2 protein-coding genes are annotated in these 1179 nt (G+C 62.2%); both read left to right on the top strand.

What is annotated here, in order from left to right; translation table 11 throughout:
• Positions 1-754: amidohydrolase (locus EN750_RS35315; protein WP_145968244.1), on the top strand; the 754-nt coding region annotated here is incomplete at its 5' end.
• 141 nt (positions 755-895) lie between these two features.
• The coding region (locus EN750_RS35310; RefSeq protein WP_127399348.1) for an ATP-binding cassette domain-containing protein at positions 896-1179 on the top strand (284 nt) is incomplete at its 3' end.

Here is a 1179-nt window from a genome sequence, read left to right as displayed (position 1 = left end):
GGTCAAGGTGTTCTACGACGGCGTTCTCGATTCCTGGACAGCTGTCATGGTCGAGCCTTATGCCGACCGGCTCGACTGGGTGGGCGAGCCGCTGTTCACGCCGCAACAGTTCATCGATCTGGCCGTCGCGGTCGACAGACGCGGGCTGCAGATCGCCGTGCATTCGATCGGCGACGGCGCGGTGCGCGCGGTGCTCGACGGTTATGAGGCGGCGCAGAAGGCGAACGGCAAGCGCGACAGCCGTCACCGCGTCGAGCACATCGAGGTCACCACCACCGCTGATGTGCCGCGTTTCGCCGAACTCGGCGTCATTGCCTCCATGCAACCGCCGCATCCGCCGGGCGCAATGGATTTTCCACTGGAGCCGACGGTATCGCGCATCGGACCGGCGCGCTGGCCGCTGAGCTATGCCTGGCGGACCTTGAAGGATGCCGGCGCGCATGTCGTCTTCGCATCCGATTGGCCGGTGTCGCCGATCGATCCGATCCTGGGCATTCAGGCGGCAGTGTTGCGCAAACCGTGGGCAGAAAGCGACCCGGACCAGAGTTTCTCACTGCATGAAGCGATCGCCGGTTACACGATCGAGGGCGCCTACGCCGAATTCGCCGAGCACCGCAAGGGCACGCTGAAATCAGGCTACATGGCCGATCTGGTGGTTTTGTCGATGGATATCGAGAACACCGCCCCGGCCGACCTGCACAAGGTGCGGCCGGTGACGACGATTTGCGGCGGCAAGGTCACCTATCAGGCCTGACTATGGCATGGGGCTTGCAGGCCTCAATGACTGATTGAACTGTGACCCAATGCCGGGCTTGCCAACCCACCGGCCATGTGGTCACATCGAACAGGGGAAGAGCTCCGCCAGCAAGAGCGGGGTCAACAGTGAGGCGTAATCGTGCCGGACAAACCGGATCGGAATGCGATTGAAGTAGTAAACGTCAGCAAAATTTTCGGATCAGGTGAGGGGCAGGTAGCTGCCCTCGACACGGTCTCGGTATCTATCCGCGAGAACGAATTCTTCACGTTGCTGGGGCCATCCGGCTGCGGCAAGACGACGTTGCTCAGGCTGATCGCCGGCTTCGACTTTCCAACCGCCGGTGAAATCCTGCTCTACGGCCAGGACATCGCGCCGCTGCCACCCTTCAAGCGGCCGGTCAACACTGTTTTCCAGTCCTATGC

Source organism: Mesorhizobium sp. M7A.F.Ca.ET.027.03.2.1 (genome assembly GCF_003999175.1).
Classification (GTDB): domain Bacteria; phylum Pseudomonadota; class Alphaproteobacteria; order Rhizobiales; family Rhizobiaceae; genus Mesorhizobium.
This window is presented reverse-complemented; position numbering and strand designations above follow the sequence as displayed.